This window comes from Bradyrhizobium sp. MI1.4, from assembly GCF_055811315.1.
Map to the genome: position 1 here is coordinate 1 of NZ_JBVVPP010000019.1, position 14,247 is coordinate 14,247.

The 14,247-nt window shown below is 63.4% G+C and carries 17 protein-coding genes; 8 read left to right on the forward strand and 9 right to left on the reverse strand.

Going from position 1 to position 14,247, the window contains the following annotated elements; all coding sequences use genetic code 11:
- Positions 1-97 precede the first annotated feature (97 nt).
- The 6 genes from AC0L23_RS21260 to AC0L23_RS21285 form a co-directional block, all read right to left on the reverse strand.
- Complete coding sequence (locus tag AC0L23_RS21260) at positions 98-304, reverse strand: hypothetical protein (RefSeq protein ID WP_007615092.1); 207 nt, start codon at positions 302-304, stop codon at positions 98-100.
- Positions 305-375: 71 nt separating this feature from the next.
- Positions 376-789, reverse strand: coding sequence for a Rieske (2Fe-2S) protein (locus AC0L23_RS21265; RefSeq protein ID WP_027565497.1), 414 nt, complete (start codon positions 787-789; stop codon positions 376-378).
- Between the two features lie 14 nt (positions 790-803).
- Positions 804-1,916, reverse strand: a complete 1,113-nt coding sequence (locus AC0L23_RS21270) for an amidohydrolase family protein (RefSeq protein ID WP_085385450.1) — start codon at positions 1,914-1,916, stop codon at positions 804-806.
- A gap of 13 nt (positions 1,917-1,929) precedes the next feature.
- Positions 1,930-2,994 carry an amidohydrolase family protein gene (locus AC0L23_RS21275; RefSeq protein ID WP_018453370.1) on the reverse strand — a complete coding sequence of 355 codons (1,065 nt, stop codon included), beginning with the start codon at positions 2,992-2,994 and terminating at the stop codon, positions 1,930-1,932.
- 228 nt (positions 2,995-3,222) lie between these two features.
- Positions 3,223-3,498 (reverse strand): YiaA/YiaB family inner membrane protein, encoded by a 276-nt coding sequence (locus AC0L23_RS21280; protein WP_085361234.1) that lies wholly within the window; start codon positions 3,496-3,498, stop codon positions 3,223-3,225.
- Positions 3,499-3,537: 39 nt separating this feature from the next.
- The gene (locus AC0L23_RS21285; RefSeq protein ID WP_018453369.1) at positions 3,538-4,233 is read right to left on the reverse strand and encodes a PspA/IM30 family protein; all 696 of its coding nucleotides are present in this window, start codon (positions 4,231-4,233) and stop codon (positions 3,538-3,540) included.
- A 103-nt stretch (positions 4,234-4,336) separates the two neighbouring features.
- Between AC0L23_RS21285 and AC0L23_RS21290 the strand changes: the two genes are divergently transcribed.
- The 3 genes from AC0L23_RS21290 to AC0L23_RS21300 all read left to right on the forward strand — a co-directional run bounded on the left by AC0L23_RS21290 (position 4,337) and on the right by AC0L23_RS21300 (position 8,227).
- Complete coding sequence (locus tag AC0L23_RS21290) at positions 4,337-4,945, forward strand: TetR/AcrR family transcriptional regulator (protein ID WP_026232519.1); 609 nt, start codon at positions 4,337-4,339, stop codon at positions 4,943-4,945.
- Between the two features lie 112 nt (positions 4,946-5,057).
- On the forward strand, positions 5,058-6,512 hold the full coding sequence (hydA, locus tag AC0L23_RS21295; protein WP_085361233.1) for a dihydropyrimidinase: 1,455 nt from the start codon (positions 5,058-5,060) through the stop codon (positions 6,510-6,512).
- A gap of 95 nt (positions 6,513-6,607) precedes the next feature.
- Positions 6,608-8,227, forward strand: a complete 1,620-nt coding sequence (locus AC0L23_RS21300) for an ABC transporter substrate-binding protein (RefSeq protein WP_085361232.1) — start codon at positions 6,608-6,610, stop codon at positions 8,225-8,227.
- Positions 8,228-8,366: 139 nt separating this feature from the next.
- On the opposite strand, the gene AC0L23_RS21305 is transcribed toward AC0L23_RS21300, so the two are convergent.
- Positions 8,367-8,507, reverse strand: a complete 141-nt coding sequence (locus AC0L23_RS21305; RefSeq protein WP_007597071.1) for a hypothetical protein — start codon at positions 8,505-8,507, stop codon at positions 8,367-8,369.
- Between the two features lie 79 nt (positions 8,508-8,586).
- Between AC0L23_RS21305 and AC0L23_RS21310 the strand changes: the two genes are divergently transcribed.
- The 4 genes from AC0L23_RS21310 (at position 8,587) to dctP (ending at position 12,198) form a co-directional block, all read left to right on the forward strand.
- Positions 8,587-9,156: an alpha-ketoglutarate-dependent dioxygenase AlkB gene (locus AC0L23_RS21310; protein ID WP_085361231.1), complete on the forward strand. Its 570-nt coding sequence runs from the start codon at positions 8,587-8,589 to the stop codon at positions 9,154-9,156.
- A 230-nt stretch (positions 9,157-9,386) separates the two neighbouring features.
- Complete coding sequence (locus AC0L23_RS21315; protein WP_085361230.1) at positions 9,387-9,881, forward strand: hypothetical protein; 495 nt, start codon at positions 9,387-9,389, stop codon at positions 9,879-9,881.
- Positions 9,882-10,015: 134 nt separating this feature from the next.
- Positions 10,016-10,945 carry an alpha/beta hydrolase gene (locus AC0L23_RS21320; protein WP_085361229.1) on the forward strand — a complete coding sequence of 310 codons (930 nt, stop codon included), beginning with the start codon at positions 10,016-10,018 and terminating at the stop codon, positions 10,943-10,945.
- Positions 10,946-11,235: 290 nt separating this feature from the next.
- Positions 11,236-12,198, forward strand: coding sequence for a TRAP transporter substrate-binding protein DctP (dctP, locus tag AC0L23_RS21325; protein ID WP_018453361.1), 963 nt, complete (start codon positions 11,236-11,238; stop codon positions 12,196-12,198).
- Positions 12,199-12,209: 11 nt separating this feature from the next.
- Here the strand turns inward: dctP and AC0L23_RS21330 are convergent, their stop codons facing one another.
- Positions 12,210-12,470 carry a hypothetical protein gene (locus AC0L23_RS21330; RefSeq protein WP_240543323.1) on the reverse strand — a complete coding sequence of 87 codons (261 nt, stop codon included), beginning with the start codon at positions 12,468-12,470 and terminating at the stop codon, positions 12,210-12,212.
- A gap of 99 nt (positions 12,471-12,569) precedes the next feature.
- A complete protein-coding gene (locus AC0L23_RS21335) occupies positions 12,570-12,731 on the reverse strand; it encodes a hypothetical protein (RefSeq protein WP_240543322.1) in 162 nt (53 codons plus the stop codon).
- Between the two features lie 90 nt (positions 12,732-12,821).
- Between AC0L23_RS21335 and AC0L23_RS21340 the strand changes: the two genes are divergently transcribed.
- Positions 12,822-14,216, forward strand: coding sequence for a putative bifunctional diguanylate cyclase/phosphodiesterase (locus AC0L23_RS21340; protein WP_473357428.1), 1,395 nt, complete (start codon positions 12,822-12,824; stop codon positions 14,214-14,216).
- Positions 14,217-14,247 lie beyond the last annotated feature (31 nt).

Consider the following 14,247-nt stretch of genomic DNA (forward strand, 5'->3'; position numbering starts at 1 on the left):
CAAAGCGAAAAGAGTCACACGCGGAGACAAACCCCTCACCCGTCTCGCCGCTGCGCGGCGAGCCACCCTCTCCCACAGAGGGAGAGGGCGAAGAAACCTACAGCGTCTCTTGCTGATGCCCGCAATTCTTGCAGGCGAACTTGATGCGGGTCTGGCCCTTTGGCGCCTGCACACGGTTCGGGGCGCCGCATTTACCACAGACGGCCTCGATGCGAGTATCGCCCTGCTTGACGACGACGGTTTTCTTTTCCATCGATTCGCGGATCAGGCGCTCGGCCTCCTCACGCAGTGATTGTTTCGACAAAGCTCGTCTCCGCCATAAATGCGGGCGAGGCTTATCCCACCTGCGGCGAAATCACAATCCGAAACGGCTGCTCAGACCTCGACAATCACGTAGCTGTCCTCGACATGCACCGGAAAGGTCTCGGCAACATACGGGCCTTTCTGGAGTTCCTCGCCTCGCTCCACCGCGACCGGATATGACCTAATCTTGACGCGCTTCGGGTCGAACCAGGATTGGCCGTTGCGCATGTCGAACTCCCAGCCATGCCAGGGACAGCGCAGCATCTCGCCGACGCGCGAGCGCTGATAGATGCCGGGCTCGGGCGAGGTCAGTCGCGCGACACAGGCCGCTTTCTCCAGCGGCGCGCCTTCGTGCGGGCAGCGGTTCAGCAAAGCGAAGAACTCGCCATTGACGTGGAACACGACAATGTCGCGGCCGGCGACATCGACGACCTTGTTGCCACCGGGTGGGATCTCCGAGGTGGACGCGACGATGTGACGGGCCATCCGTGCAGACCTTCTCAGAACTTGTAGACCGCGCGGGCATTGGTGCTGAAGATCTTCCTTCGCTCGGCCTCCGTCAGTGGCGTCTTGAACGCAAAGCGCGGATCGTCGAAATCCCAGTGCGGATAGTCCGACGAGAACAGGAGACGGTCGATGCCGACCCATTCGATCAACGAGCGCAGGTGCCGGGCTTCGTCAGGTTCGTCGATCGGTTGCGTCGTGAACCAGAAATGCTCGCGGACATATTCCGACGGCTTGCGCTTGAGATGCGGCACCTCGCTGCGAAACCGCTCAAAATGCTGGTCCATTCGCCACACCGCGGACGGGATCCAGCCGAAGCCGCCCTCGATAAAGACAAACTTCAATTTCGGAAAACGCTCCGGCACACCCTCGATCACGAGGCTGGCAAGCTGCGCCGCAATGGTGTGCGCGTTGGACTGGTGCTCCTCGACATAATAGGACGGCCAGCCGCCACCGGTCGGCGCATGCCCGCCATAGCCGCCGACATGGATGCCGAGCGGCAGGTCCAGTTCTTGGGCACGCTCGTAGATCGGCCAGTAGCGGCGGCGGCCCAACGGCTCGTTGGCGCGCGGCGAGACGTTGATCTGGACGTATTCGCCGATTTTCGCGCAGCGTTCGATCTCGGCAATGGCGAGATCGACGCCGTCCTGCCCGACCAGGATCGAAGCCTTCAGGCGCGGGTCGCGATGCGACCAGAACGCCAGTTGCCAGTCGTTGATGGCACGCTGGATCGCGGCGCCGAATTCGAGGTTCTGCTGCGAGAAGATGAAGAGATCGAGCACCTGCAAAATCCCGAACTCGACATCGAGCGGATCGAGATGCTGCTTCTGCATGAAGGCGAGATCCGAACCGGGCGGCCCGCCGGTCGGCGGCCAGGCATCGCGCCGCGCGATCAGCGGCGAAGAGCGCGGATAGGGCGTGGTGAACAGATAGGGCGTGCGCAAATGGCTGCCATATTCCTTCAGATGCTGCTGCCAGCGCTTTGGCAGAAACTCGTTGAGATCGTCGAACGAATGCAGGCTCGGATGAACGTCGCAATCGACGATGCGCAGCCGCGAAGCGGCAGGCTTTTCGTCTTCTCGTAGTGGGCGGTCGATGACGTCACTCATGCGAAACTCCGGTCTAGTTGGCGAGCGACAGCCGCGGAAACGTCTCCAGCGGGTTGTCGACGCACATCTTCGAGATGATGCTGTTCGGCAGGTCCGGCGGGATCGGATCGTCGCCGTCGAACTGCCAGTGCGGATAGTCGGACGCGAACAGGAACATCTTGTCCGAGCCGATCTGGTCGATGATCTCCTCGACGCTTTTGGCGTCGCCCGGCGCGTCGAACGGCTGCATTGTGACACGAAAACTGTCGCGGATGATCGCTGCCGGCTCGCGCTCGACCCAGGGCACCTCGACGCGCACGCCGCGCCAGGTCTTGTTGGCGCGCCACATGAAAGCCGGGAGCCAGCTCACGCCGGATTCCATCAGCACGACCTTGAGGTCCGGAAACTTGCCGAACACGCCCTCATAGATCAGGCTCAGGATCTGCGCCTGAAATGCCTGCGCCTCGACGAAGTAATATTCGTAGCGGTGCGACGGCCATCCGGCCGAGCTCGGCGCCTGCCGATATTGCGTGCCGGCGTGGATCGCGAGCGGCAGCTTGTACTTTTCCGCGAGCCGATAGACCGGCCAGAAATGCCGGCGTCCCAGCAGCGTCTCGCCCTGCGCCAGCACGAGGATCGAGACGAAGCGGTGATCGCCGGCGCGGCGCTCGATCTCCTCGACCGCCAGATCCGGATCCTGCATCGGCACCACGATCGAGGCACGCAAGCGCGCATCGCGCGACAGCCACTCAGTCGCGATCCAGTCGTTGATCGCCCTGCAGAAGTCGGCCGCCATGTAGGGATCGAACACGGCCTGAGCGCCGTAGAGCACGTTGAGAATCGCGTGGCTGGCACCCAACTGCTCGAATGCGCCCTTCTGTACCATCGCAAGATCGGAACCAGGCTTTGCGCCGTTCGCCGGACGCCAGTCGGCGCGGCCCGCCAGCGGCATGCTGGGCGGATAGGAGGTGAGATCGAGCCCGTCGATGGCGCGGCTCACGACCTGCTCTTTCCAGTGATCGCTGAGATAGGGCAGCAGCGTCGTGCGCGTGCCACCAACCGCCGGGTGGATGTCGCAGTCGATCCGCGTCACCGCCATGAAGTTCCTCGCCGAGATCTTGTAAGCACATCTTTTTGGCGGCATTCTTTGTGTGCCGCTCGTGCAGAGTGCTCCGGCCGCTGCCGGTGCGCAAGAGCGCACGCCCGCGCGATCCGTCATGGCTCGGTTGCATTTCGCAGGCGCAATACGAAGTTTGGCGGAATGCGGGTCGGCGCCGAGGCAGCGGAGCGAATTACTCCGCTGCTTCCTCGCGTATTGTCATGCCTCTCAAGCCGCCTTGGAGACTTCCATCAGTAAACGTTCCGCCCTGGCATCCTCGATGCGGTTCACCATCCGGCTACTTTCATGGTTGTCCCGGACCGTCTTGGTCAGGGTGATGCAAGTCTGGATCAACATGACGATGCCCATGGTGAGATAACCCTTCATCCAGAGGTCGATCGGCAGGAAGAAGATGCCGATGGCGATGAGGAAGGCGGAGGCTGCGAAGGACACGTAAGTGAAAGTCACCCAGGCGCCGCTGTGGGGCTGGCCATTCTGGTTCATGATGGTCTCCTGTTGGTTCGAATGATGATGGGTTTGGGATCAGACCGTCGGCGTGCGCTTGGACTTCAACCGTGCCAGCACGTCGTCCGCGGTCGTCTTGAGCCTGGGGCCAAAACCCTGCTCGGCGAGTTTTTCGGCGGTGGCGAGCGGACCGGTGGCCGCATCGAGCTCGACCAGCGCGTCGTCGGCGGCCTGGGCTTCCATCTGCCGCTCACGAAGACGCCTCAAAGTGCTCTCCGCCTCCGGCAGCGTGGATTCGTAGGGGCGTGCCGCCTCGATGCCGCTGCGGCGAAGCGAGCGCACCGCTTCCGAGGCACGGGCGACGCGGCGGCCGCGGTCGAGCTCGGTGATGCGGGCCTGCGCGCTTGCGACGTGCCGCTTCAGCCGCGCGATTTCGGTTGCGAACAGTGCGCGGGCCGTCAGCGCCGCATCGCGATCGGCCTCCAGGCCCGCGATGGCTTCGGCAGCATCGTTGGCGAGATCCTCGCGGTCCCCGTCGAGCGCCGCGACCGCGCGCATCTCGAGATCAGCGATGCGGGCGACGGTCGCCTCGAGCTTGCGAGCTTCCTGCTGGTCCTGCGCAATCGCCAGCGCAAGGGTCCGTTTGCCGCGCTCGACGGCCGCGGCCGCGTCGCGCATCTGTTGATCGAGGATCAGAAGGGCCGTCCGGTCTTCCAGCTCCTCGCTGGCGGCGGCCACGCTGCCGCGGAAAAGTGTCACTACGGTCTTGAACATCTGAAGCTCCCTGTTATGAGCGTTGCTCACGGATGGTTTGTAGCAAGAAACTTGAACATCGTTCAAGGAATATTTGAGCGACGCTCAAGAATTTGGTTTGCGGATGACTAAGCCATTGGAACGCCGAGAGAAACTTCGATCCGATTTGATCCTGGCGGCGGAACGAATGATCGCCGACAGGGGATTGGCGGGTTTAAAGACCCGCGATCTCGCCCGCGAGATCGGCTGCGCCAACGGCGCGGTCTACAATCTCGTCGCCGATGTCGATGAACTGATCCTACGCGTGGGCTCGCGCACTTTGCTTCGGCTCGACCGGGCCCTGAGCGCGGCGGAAAGCGCGCGCGAGCCGTCGCCGCAGGAGACCCTGGTCCGCATTGCTCTCGCCTATTGCGATTTCGCCGCGGAGAATCTCGAACTGTGGCGCGCTCTGTTCGAGCACCGCATGGCAGCCGACAAGCCCCTCCCCGACTGGTCCATCGACGACCAGCTGCAGCTGTTTCGCCACGTCTACCAGCCGCTGGCCGCGCTATTTCCAAAACGCAGTCGGGAGGAGCTCGGCATCACCGCGCGCAGCCTGTTCTCGGCGGTGCATGGCATGGTGGCGCTGGGACTGGAGCAGAAACTGGTCGCGGTGCCGCTGCCGGCGCTCCGGAAGGAAATCGCGGGCCTGGTGCGCGCGATGATTGACGGGCTGATCGCGCGGGCGGCGTAGGGGCCGAGAGAGCACGGCTCAACTGTCGGCGTGCCTGACTAAAATTTCACCTGTCGCGTCGTGTGCCGCGCGCTTAGCTTCGCGAGGTCCACTTTCCTCTCCGGAGCATCCAATGCCCCTCCTCATCCGCGGCGGCACCGTCGTCAATCATGATCATTCGCGCCGCGCGGACGTGCTGATCGACGGCGAGACCATCGTCGCGGTCGGGCAATCGCTCGATGCGCCCACCGGCAGCGAGGTCATCGATGCCGGCGGCGCCTACGTCATCCCGGGCGGCATCGATCCGCACACCCATCTCGAAATGCCGTTCATGGGCACGGTCACCGCGGACGATTTCGAATCGGGAACCAAGGCGGCGCTGGCCGGCGGCACCACCATGGTGGTGGATTTCTGTCTGCCCGATCCCGGCCAGTCGATGCTCGCGGCCTATCAGGAGTGGCGGCACAAATCCGAGAAGGCCGCTTCCGACTACGGCTTCCACATGGCGGTAACGTCGTGGTCGAAGCAGATCCATGACGAGATGGAGACCGTGGTCAAAACCTACGGCATCAACACCTTCAAGCACTTCATGGCCTACAAAGGCGCGCTGATGGTGAACGACGACGAGCTCTACAACTCGTTCGCCCGCTGCGCCCATCTCGGCGCCATGCCGGTCGTGCATGCGGAGAACGGCGACGTCGTCGCCCTGATGCAGGAGGCGCTGATCGCGCGCGGCATCACCGGGCCCGAGGGACACGCTTATTCACGGCCGCCGGAGGTGGAGGGTGAAGCCACCAACCGCGCCATCATGATCGCCGACATGACGGGGACGCCGGTCTACATCGTGCACACGAGCTGCCGCGAAGCGCATGAGGCGATCGCGCGCGCACGTGCGGCGGGCAAGCGCGTCTATGGCGAGCCGTTGATCCAGCACTTGTTGCTGGACGCCGGTGAATATCAGAACAAGGACTGGGATCATGCCGCGCAGCGCGTGATGTCGCCGCCGTTCCGCGACAGGTCGCATCAGGATAGTCTTTGGGCCGGTCTGCAAGCCGGCTCGCTGCAGGTGGTCGCGACCGACCACTGCGCCTTCACCACCGAGCAGAAGCGGTTCGGGCTCGGCGATTTCAGAAAGATCCCGAACGGCACCGGCGGCCTCGAAGATCGCCTCGCCCTGCTGTGGACCGCGGGCGTCGCCACGGGACGGTTGACGAAGGAAGAATTCGTCGCAGTCACCTCGGCGAATATCGCCCGCATCCTCAACATCTATCCGCGCAAGGGCGCGGTCGCCGTCGGCTCGGATGCAGATATCGTGGTTTGGGATCCCAAGGCGAGCAAGACCATCAGCGCGAAGCGGCAGATGAGCCGGATCGATTACAACGTGTTCGAGGGGTTTTCCTGCACCGGCGGACCGGCGGCGACGCTGTCGCGCGGCCGAATCGTCTGGAAAGACGGCGATCTGCGCGCCGAGGCCGGCGACGGCCGTTATGTCGAGCGCCCGGCGTTCTCGCCCGTGCATGTCGCCAATTCGACGTGGAAGGAGCTGACCGCCCCACGCGCCGTGCCCCGCGGAGCGGTGACGCCGTAGAATTGATGGCCGCGCAGCATGCGACGCCGTGAAGCGCGGCCGATGGCATGCGCCTTGCCTCTTTATGGTGCGAATCTCTCAAGAGTGAGGCACCCATGAGCGCATCATCATTCGACCTAAACCGCCGCAGCGTGCTCGGCGGCCTCGGCCTTGCCGGAATGACCGCCCTCGCTCCGCGCTTTGCCTCGGCGCAAGGGCGCGCAGAGACGCTGCTGGTGGTGCAGGAGCTCGGGCCAAACTCGCTCGACATGCAGGGCGTCGGCTCCAACCAGACCGTGAACGGGCTGTCCTGGAATTGCTACGATCGCCTGCTGAGCTATGCCTCCAAGACGCTCTCCGACGGTACGCTGTCTTATGACCGCGAGAAGCTCGCACCTGAACTCGCCGAGAGCTGGGAGGTTGCGGCCGACGGCATGTCCTGCATTTTCAAGCTGCGAAGGGACGCGAAATTCCACGACGATACGCCGGTCACGGCGAAAGACGTCAAATGGTCGTTCGATCGCGCGGTGAAGGTCGGCGGTTTTCCGACCTTCCAGATGTCGGCGGGATCGCTGGAAAAGTCCGAGCAGTTCATCGTGGTCGACGACCACACTTTCCGCATCGACTATGTGCGCAAGGACAAGATGCTGCTGTTCAACGTCGCGGTGGTCGTGCCTTTCATCATCAACTCGGAGCTCGCAAAAAAGAACGCGACGGCGGAAGACCCGTGGGCGCTGGCGTGGCTCAGGAACAACGAGGCCGGCGGCGGCGCTTACACGATCGAAAGCTGGAAGCCGGGCAGCGAGACCGTGCTGGCGCGCTTCGACGATTGGAAGAGCGGACCTCTCCCGAAGCTCAAGCGGGTGATCGCGCGCGACGTCCCTTCCGCCGGCACTCGCCGCGCCATGCTGGAACGGGGCGATGCGGATATCTCCAGCGGCTTCGCGCCGCGTGACTTCGAGCAGATCATTCGGGAGGGCAAGGTCAAGGTCTCCGGCGTGCCGATCCCGAACGCGCTCTGGTCGGTGGCGCTCAACACGGCAAAGCCGCCGTTCGACAATGTGAAGCTGCGCCAAGCCGTCGCCTGGGCGATGCCCTATGAGCAGATCCAGAACAGCGCGTTCTTCGGACGCGCCGTTCCCATGTATGGCGGAGCAGCAGACGTCTCAAAGCCGGTCTGGCCGCAGGCGTTTCCTTACGCCACCGATCTCGACAAGGCCAAGGCCCTGATGAAGGAGGCTGGCTTCGAGTCAGGGCTGGAGACGACGCTGTCACTCGATACCGGCACGGCCACGGTCGGCGAGCCGACCGCGATCCTGATCCAAGAGAGCCTCGCCAAGATCGGAATCAAGGCGGCGATCGACAAGATTCCCGGCGCGAACTGGCGCACTACGCTGAACAAGAAGGAGCTGCCGCTCGCGCTGAATCGTTTCAGCGGCTGGCTCGATTATCCCGAATACTACTTCTACTGGAATTTCCACGGCAACAACTCGATCTTCAACATCTCCTCGTACCAGAACAAGGAAATGGACGCGCTGATCGACAAGGCGCGGTACACCACGGATGCTGCCGAGTACGAAAAGGCCGTGAAGGATTTCATCGCGCTCTGCATGCGCGATGTTCCCATCGTCCCGGTGAATCAGCCGATCCACGATGTCGCGATGCAGAGGGCCATCACCGGCTACGAATTCTGGTTTCATCGCGAGCCTGACTACCGGCAGTTCGCGAAGGGTTAGGCTCGGAGAGGCGTGAGCAAACCCGCGCCTGCGGGATGGGGCTGGCGATCGCGCGCGCGGTGATGGCGAGCCATGGCGGCTCGATCAGGCTCACGCCGACCGATCAGGGCGCGGCGTTCGAGCTGCAGTTTCCAATGGGCTAGATCGCGAACACCCAGGCGGCGACGATGGTGCCGATGGTGACCAGACCGGCGATGGTCCAGCCGGCTGCGTATTCCAGCTCAGGATGACCGGTCGCCCGCATGATCTCTGCCGGATCGGCGGTATGCTTCTCTGCCATGACGGCCTCGCATGTTACTTTCCGCGTCATATGTAAGTCGCATCAGCCACCATTAGGTTCCATCACGGAAATGCGAGGAATGACGCAGCTTGGCTTGTTCGCCGATCCGCACGCAGGGCCCGCCGGCCTTCGCTATGCCGATGACTTCGTCGAGACCGCCGTCGAGCAGGCGCTCATCGGCCGCATCGCAGCATTGCCGCTCCAGCGCTTCCAGTTCGGCGCCTTCGAGGGCAACCGCCGGGTGGCGTCCTTCGGCTATCGCTATGACTATTCGCTGCAGCGGCTGGCCGAGGTCGAGCCGATCCCGGACTGGGTCCTGCCCGTCGCGCGGCAGGTCGAGGCATGGGCTGGGCTTGCCGACGGCAGCGTGCGGCAGGTGCTCTGCACCGAATACGAGGCCGGCGTCGGCATCGGCTGGCATCGCGACAAGCCGCATTTCGACAAAATCCTCGGCATGTCGCTGGGCTCGTCCTGCAAATTCCGTTTCCGCCGCCGTAGCGGCGACAAATGGGAGCGCCACACGCTCGAAGCCCGGCCGCGCTCGCTTTACATGATGGACGGCGAGGCGCGGTCGCAATGGGAGCACAGCATCCCGCCGGTCGAGGCGCGCCGCTATTCCATCACCTTCCGGACGATGAAGCAGGCCTGACAGGTCGGCCAAACAAAAAAACGCGAAAACAACCCCATGCACAGTAGAACGGCCGTCTTGGCGCGGGGCTCGGCCCCGCGGCGTAACCGTTTGACACCTCGGAGCAAAACAGCCGTAGCGCGCGAAGGCGCGAGGCGAGGCGAACTTGCCTTCCAATTCGGATTTACATGCTAATCTGGTTCCGCGCGCTTCCCGGAGGGAAGCCGCGATTGCAGGTCCAGGGAGGGAAGATGAAAGCCGGTCGATTGATCTTCGCCTGCACCCTCGTCCTCGCAGCCGCCTCCGGCGTCGCGGGAGCCTCCGACGCGACGCCCGCAAAAGTCTCGGGCGCGACGGCGCTGGCGCTCGCGGGGGTGATCGCGCCGCTGTCGTCGGTCCTGTCTGGCGCCGAGAAGAAGGCAATGGCGATGCTGTTCGCCGCCAACAGCGACATTCCCTACACGAAGCCGATCATGGTGACCGCCGATCGAATCGTCTGTCGCGCCGGCAATGTCGACATCACCGTCCGGAACTGCGAGGTCACCTTCGGCAAGAAGACCCGGACGGTGAATGGCTCCACGGCCAACGAGATCTTCGCCACCGAAGCTCTGGCCGGCATTCCGGCCGACGGTGCCGCGGGATCGAATTTCGAGAGCCTGACCAAGCTGAGCTGCACGATCGACCCCAATGCCATCCGCCGGAAGGACGGCAGCGGGGCGGATTGCACGTTCCAGCCGGGGAATTGAACCACGCGTGGAGGACGAGCCGAGAGAACCATGGGTGCCGCGAAATCGCCTCATGACCAACTAACTAATAAGGCGAATTGAAAAGACGGGCCAAACGCGCGAGCCCATATCGGGCACGCAGGGCCACCACCGACATGAAGAATTTTCTCGCATTTTTTCTGATTCTGGGCCTGACGGCAGCCTCCGCGCACGGCCCCTTGCCGCCGCGGCCGGCTGCGCCGTCCGATCTTGTCCAGGTCGGCCTCACAGATAGCGACACCACCGCAGGCGGCACCGCGCGGCTATGCGAGCAGGTCACCTTCTCGCGCGGCCTGCGCTACGGCGAGAGCGAAGCCAATGTGCTCGATGTCGCCACCGCCACGACCAAGGCGGATACGCCGCGGCCGGTGCTGCTGTTCGTGACCGGCGACACTTTCACTGGCGACCGCGCCGCGCCGGAGCTGTCGCGCCAGATCCAGGACCAGGCCATGTGCTTTGCCGCGCGCAACGACATGATCGGCGTGCGCGTCAACTACCGGCTGGCGCCCTCGGCGACGTGGCCGGCGGGTGCGAGCGACGTGGCGGCGGCGCTGTCCTGGGTCCACGGCAATATCGACCTATTCAACGGCGATGCCCGCGAGATCGTTGCGGTCGGCTACGGCGCCGGCGCCTTCCACGTCGCCACCCTGCTGGCCCATCCCGAACTCCAGACCGACCGCGCCGATGTCGCGGCGGTCGTGCTGGTGTCCGGGATCTACCGCGCCGGCAAGGACGCCAGCGACAGCGAGAAGGCCTATCTCGGCAGCGACGCCAGCCAGTACAACAAGCGCTCGGTCTTCCCCGGCATCCTCAATGTCGACGTCCCGATCGTGCTGGCCTGGGCCGCGGATGATTCCGCCGGCATCACGGCGCAGGGCGAAACCCTGAAGAAGACGCTCTGCGGCGCCGGCCATTGCCCGCGTAGCGCGCTGCTGCGCAGCCGCGACGGCATCGCGAGCGCCTTCGGCCTCGACGGCTCCGGCGACAGCCTCGCCGAGCCGACGCTGCTGCTGGTGCATCAGCTCGAGGCGCGCGGTCTGCCGTAGCGGCGTGTTGCCGGCAGCGCGCTGATAACGTCCACCTTTAGCTGGGTTGCCCCTCTCGCGGCCGCGCGCTCTCAGACAATTGTCTCGCCGGCGTTAGCACGCTTCAAACTACGATTCGCGATCTGGTCGCCGCCCGGATCGCCGCGTGCTATCTAGGAGAGCTCTCTGAAGCATTTCTATCTGTGGGGGTTCGTTAGGGACCAAGCAAATCGGCGTTTCGACGCGCCGCCGCCACGATCGGAAAACCGATGCTTACTTTGCTTGCACGATGCGCGGTGATCTCTTTTGCGTTGATCTCGGCCTCCGCCGCCGAACCGGTCAAGCTCAAATTGGCCTTCCCCAGTTCCGACCGCTCGACGAGTTATCTCGCTGCGGTCAAGCCATTCGTCGACGCGGTCAACGCCGAGGCAAGAGGCCAGATCGAAATCGAGACCTATTTCAGCGGCGTGCTTGGAAAGGATCCGGCTGAGCAACCCCAGCTCGTGCTCGATGGTACGGCCGACATCGCCTACGTCGTGACGGGACTGACTCGCAACCGGTTCGCAGACAATGCAATCATCGAGATGCCCGGCCTGTTTACGAACATGCGGGAGTCCGTTGCGGTGTTCAACCGGCTTATGGCCGCCGGCGCGCTGCAAGGATACGACGACTACGTGGTGATCGGCGCCTATGTCACCGAGCCCGAGACGATCCACAGCAACATTCCGATCACGTCGCTGAATGATCTGAAGGACAAGAGAATTCGCGTCAACAATCCGGGCGAAGCCGCAGCGCTCGAAAAGCTCGGAGCGCGGCCCGTATTTCTGCCGGTCACCAAGATCTCCGAAGCCATCGGCAGCGGCAGCATCGATGGCGCCCTGGTACCACCATCTCCATTGGTCGATTACGGCATCAAACGCGTTGCGACCTATCATTACCTTCTTGGCATCAGCGGCGCACCGCTGATGGTTTTGATGAACCGGAAAATATTCAACCGGCTGCCGAAACCTGCACAGGCGACCATCCTCAAATACAGCGGTGCGTGGTCTGCCGGACGTTTCATGGATACCTACGAAGCCGTTGAAAACAGCATTATGGGGGAGCTGAAGTCCGATCCCAAACGCCAGGTGACCATACCCACGCCGTCGGACCTCGATGCGGCCAATGCCGTGTTCGCGGCCGTTGCCGACGATTGGGCTTCGAAAAGTGAGCGCAATGCCGAACTGCTAAAAACGGTTCGGGCCGAGCTCACGAAAATGCGATCGACCCGGTAGCACTGATGCCGTCACTCGCCAGTATCTGGCCTCAGCGAAACATCGTCACCATCGTCGCCGCGCTTGCCATTCTGTTGCTGGGCGCCGGGACGACCCTGAAGATCACGACCGATCATCTTCTCCGTCAAGATGCGACGTCGACCGCTCGTAGCTGGGCGAGGTTCCTGGCGGCCAGTGTCACCGATCTCGAGCAGATCGCCGGCGGCGAGCAGCCTTCCGCCGCGAGCATGGCGTTCTTCCTGTCGGCGCGAAATTCCGGCGAGGTCTTTCACTACGAAATATTCAACCGTAATGGCTACTCCCAGTTCGTTTCGACCCGCGAAAAGATCGCGCTCGTCGACTTGTCTGAATATAGCCCCGATGCGGCGCGATCAGCGGTTGACGGTCTCCCGATCGTCGACGTCAGGGAGGGAAATTCGCCCGACCGACCGGCATTCTTCGCCCGCGCCTATGTCCCGGTCCAGACCGACGGTCGCCTCACCGCTGTCGTTGCGGCCTACGTGGATGAAACCGAGCAACGCAAGAATGTCCACAATACGTTCCTGACCGCGGCCGTGTTCCTTTGCCTGCTGTCAGGTCTCGCCTTCTCCATTCCCGCAATTGCCTGGTATCGGGAAACAAAGGTGAAGCACGCTGACCGGCGCATCCGGTTTCTCGCCCATCATGACGCGTTGACCGGGCTGACCAATCGCCCGCAGCTGATCGAAAAACTGGAGAGCGCCATCGCTCGCCTGCCGATGCGGGGCGGCAGCCTTGCCGTACACTTCATCGACATCGACCGTTTCAAGGAGGTCAACGATTCGCTTGGTCACGACGGTGGCGATTTTCTGCTCAAGTCCATCGCCAAGCGTCTTCGCGCCGCGGCCAGGATCGACGACGTGGTGGCGCGGCTCGGCGGCGACGAATTCGTGGTCGTGCAGAGCGGGATCGCCGGCAAAGCTCAGGCCGAGTCGTTTGCGAGCCATCTCGCCGCCGCGGTAAATGCGACCGTGAAATTCAAGCAGCACGAGATCCTCACCACCGCTAGCATCGGCGTGGCGCTGGCGACGGGGGAAGACACCACCGCCGAGCGGTTGCTCAAGAGTGCCGACCTCGCGCTCTACGCGGCCAAGGCAGCCGGCCGCAACTGCATCCGGTTTTTCCTGCCTGAAATGGACACTGAGCTACAAGCGCGCATCGAGCTCGAGAGGGCGATTCGCGACGCGGTACTGAATGATCGCTTCGAATTGCATTACCAGCCGCTCTTCGAAATATCCCAGCGCCGCCTTGCCGGCTTCGAAGCGCTGATCCGGATGTCCGCGGCGGACGGAACCCTCATTCCGCCATTGACCTTCATTCCGGTCGCCGAGGACTTGCGGCTTATCGACAAGATCGGGGCGTGGGTGTTGCGGGAGGCATGCCGCACGGCCGCGACCTGGCCGGCGCACCTGACCGTTGCAGTGAACCTGTCACCCGTGCAGTTCGTGGCGGGCAACATCGGTGACATCGTCGCCGCCGCACTAAAAGACGCCGGACTCGCGGCGCACCGGCTCGAACTGGAGATCACCGAAAGCCTGCTGCTCGGCAACACCGAAACGATCATGGCTCAGCTCCGGACGCTCAAGACGATGGGCGTTGCCATCGTGATGGACGATTTCGGGGCTGGCTATTCGAGCCTCAGCTATCTGTGGCGCTTTCCGTTCGACAAGATCAAGATCGATCGAGCCTTCATGCAGAGCCTCGACGGCCCTCATTGTCAGGTCGGGACAGTAGTAAAAGCGATCATCGCGCTCGGACGGGAACTGCGCATGCGGGTGACGGTCGAAGGCGTCGAGACCGCCAACCAGGCAGCTTTCCTTGACGCGGCCAACGGTGATCAGGTCCAGGGCTTCTTCTTCGGCCGGCCGATCCCCGCCTCAGAGCTCGGCGCCAGCATTCTCGCGGAGTTTGAGAAAGCAATGCCGCGGGGGGGGGCCCCCCCCCACCAGCCACCCCGGCACAAAAACGCGGGAACGGTGGAACGCCCCCCGGCGCGATAGGGCCCAAAGGGGGCGTGGGGGGGACCCGAAA

Coding starts and splice junctions, on each gene's coding strand:
- AC0L23_RS21265 (WP_027565497.1), bottom strand. CDS start 789: ATGGCCCGTCACATCGTCGCGTCCACCTCGGAGATCCCACCCGGTGGC.
- AC0L23_RS21315 (WP_085361230.1), top strand. CDS start 9,387: ATGAAAGCCGGTCGATTGATCTTCGCCTGCACCCTCGTCCTCGCAGCC.
- AC0L23_RS21270 (WP_085385450.1), bottom strand. CDS start 1,916: ATGAGTGACGTCATCGACCGCCCACTACGAGAAGACGAAAAGCCTGCC.
- AC0L23_RS21310 (WP_085361231.1), top strand. CDS start 8,587: ATGACGCAGCTTGGCTTGTTCGCCGATCCGCACGCAGGGCCCGCCGGC.
- hydA (WP_085361233.1), top strand. CDS start 5,058: ATGCCCCTCCTCATCCGCGGCGGCACCGTCGTCAATCATGATCATTCG.
- AC0L23_RS21320 (WP_085361229.1), top strand. CDS start 10,016: ATGAAGAATTTTCTCGCATTTTTTCTGATTCTGGGCCTGACGGCAGCC.
- AC0L23_RS21300 (WP_085361232.1), top strand. CDS start 6,608: ATGAGCGCATCATCATTCGACCTAAACCGCCGCAGCGTGCTCGGCGGC.
- AC0L23_RS21290 (WP_026232519.1), top strand. CDS start 4,337: ATGACTAAGCCATTGGAACGCCGAGAGAAACTTCGATCCGATTTGATC.
- AC0L23_RS21305 (WP_007597071.1), bottom strand. CDS start 8,507: ATGGCAGAGAAGCATACCGCCGATCCGGCAGAGATCATGCGGGCGACC.
- AC0L23_RS21280 (WP_085361234.1), bottom strand. CDS start 3,498: ATGAACCAGAATGGCCAGCCCCACAGCGGCGCCTGGGTGACTTTCACT.
- AC0L23_RS21285 (WP_018453369.1), bottom strand. CDS start 4,233: ATGTTCAAGACCGTAGTGACACTTTTCCGCGGCAGCGTGGCCGCCGCC.
- AC0L23_RS21275 (WP_018453370.1), bottom strand. CDS start 2,994: ATGGCGGTGACGCGGATCGACTGCGACATCCACCCGGCGGTTGGTGGC.